We start from the raw sequence: 2,209 nt of genomic DNA, 5'->3' as shown, positions 1-2,209 counted from the left end.
ACAGCAGGTCAACCCAAAAGCTTTGCAAGTGCTCGGCATTGATGAAAAATCGGTGATTGGTGAATTAATTGGCGAGCTCGCTCACCCTATCTTCAAGCACATCAAAGCCCTTAAATCGGGCGAAACGGAGGTGGTTAAACTGGACGGTGTCAATTCGTTCAAATTGCAGAAATCACATTTTATTGACCGGGGATTTTCCCGCCACTTTATTATGCTTGAAGATTTGACAGCCGAGATTCTCGCTGCCGAAAAGAAAGTTTACGGCAAGGTGATCAGGATGATGGCGCATGAGGTGAACAACACTATTGGCCCGGTTAACTCCATTATGCAGTCGGCCATGAAAACCGACCAGCTTTGGGCCGGTCATGATTTCGACCCGATAAAAGATGCCCTCCAGATCGCTATGGACAGGAACCAGAACCTTAACCTGTTCATGCGAAACTTTGCCGATTTAGTGAAGCTGCCGCAGGCCAACAAGCAACCTGTGGTATTGCAAAAACTGATCACCTCGGTAACTAAACTGATGACTATCCGCGCCGAAGAAAAAGGCGTATCACTTAATCTTAATTTACCGGAAGAGCCAATTAAGATCATGGCCGATGAACAGCAACTGGAGCAGGCATTCATCAACATTGTAAAAAACGCTATCGAGGCTATAGATGATAAAGGATCGGTAACATTTACCATCAATACCAAAGAGAAAAAGCTGGTGATCACCGATACCGGCAAAGGCATTAGCCCCGAGCAGCAGGCCAACTTGTTTACCCCATTCTTCAGCACCAAAAAAGACGGGCAGGGGATAGGCCTCACCCTGGTACGTGAGATCATGCTGAACCATGGTTTCGAGTTTTCACTGAAAACCGTTGCTGAACGGCAAACGGAGTTTGTGGTTTATTTTTGATTGCCGTTTTAACGAGGTCTTAAACCTCCTCTTGAAAGAGTATGTACTGGGGAGATGGAAATTAATGGATAACGTGATGCTATTTAAATAAAACATGTCATTGCGAGGAGCAGCATGGGTAAAGGCGCTGGGGCGACGTGGCAATCTCGTTGCCATACAAATCGGTCATGCACTGGCTACGAGATTGCCGCGCTGCGCTCGCAATGACATGGTTTTTATTAGGCTTTTCGGGCAACTTTTATCTTCCCAACACCTGTAGGCTCCAGCCGAGTGGCAGTTATCAAGCGGCCTCTGGCCGCCGCAGCAAATGTAGTCCAGAGGACAAGGCTGTGTAACGCCAATAAAAATCCATAATTGTATTAGTTTTTGCTTAATCCTTTTAGTAACGTTGTAAACCAATTTAAATGTTACTTTAACAGATAATCCACATCGCAATTACATTTACTATGCAAAGACGGCATTTTATTAAAATTTCTGCAACTACCGCGGCTGCAATGCTTTTCAGCAGGCTTACTTACTCGGCATCAAACGGAGCCGCTATCATAAATAGCCCAGATGAAGTTTGGGCGCAATCAGGCCCCGACTGGGTTAAGCTCAGGGCCTCGGGCGGATCTCATTACAGTTATAAAGATCTCAGTGTAACCCTTAAAGCTAATGGCAATGCACTTGGCGTTTATGTGTCATCGCCTAAGCAGGAGTTAAATAGCGTACGGCTAAAATGGAAACACAACACTTCTGCTTCAGCTAAATTCCTGGGCGATCATTGGGAACGTTCTTATGGCGACCTGGAATGGAAAACCATAGCCGCCGGTATTAAAAATCCGTGGTATGTAATTATACATGATGATAAACAAACGGCTTGTTTCGGCGTAAAAACAGGCGCTAACAGTATTTGCTGGTGGGGCGTTAATGCCGATAATATCGAACTTACTTTAGATACAACTTCGGGTGGGGTGGGCGTATTGCTGGGCGACAGACAACTACACGCCGCCGATATCATAACTACTAATGCTAAAACCAACGAAGATACCTTTGCCGCAACGCATCGTTTTTGTAAAATGATGTGCGAAAAGCCGCGCATTCCGAAGCAACCTGTATATGGTATTAACGACTGGTATTTTGCATATGGCAACAACTCGGCCGAGTTGATCAAAAAAACAACCGCCATGATGGCCGAACTGGTTACCGATCACAGCAATAAGCCTTTCTCGGTTATTGATGCCGGTTGGGCTACCTATTCGCCATTATTACCGGGCGATGGGGGCTGGAACGATGATTTTTCAAAGCCAAACGATAAGTTCAAAGATA

General features: G+C 45.5%; 2 protein-coding genes. Both read left to right on the top strand.

Features of this window, described 5'->3' with window-relative positions; genetic code table 11:
• The coding region (locus VF500_RS07010) for a HAMP domain-containing sensor histidine kinase (protein WP_330858983.1) at positions 1 to 901 on the top strand (901 nt) is incomplete at its 5' end.
• A gap of 446 nt (positions 902 to 1,347) precedes the next feature.
• Positions 1,348 to 2,209, top strand: an 862-nt coding sequence (locus VF500_RS07005; RefSeq protein ID WP_330858982.1) for a hypothetical protein, incomplete at its 3' end; no start/stop codon positions are given.

The organism is Mucilaginibacter sp. (assembly GCF_036383575.1).
Taxonomy (GTDB): Bacteria; Bacteroidota; Bacteroidia; order Sphingobacteriales; family Sphingobacteriaceae; genus Mucilaginibacter.
The sequence above is the reverse complement of the archived record's forward strand: the minus strand, read 5'-3'. Positions and strand labels throughout refer to the sequence as shown.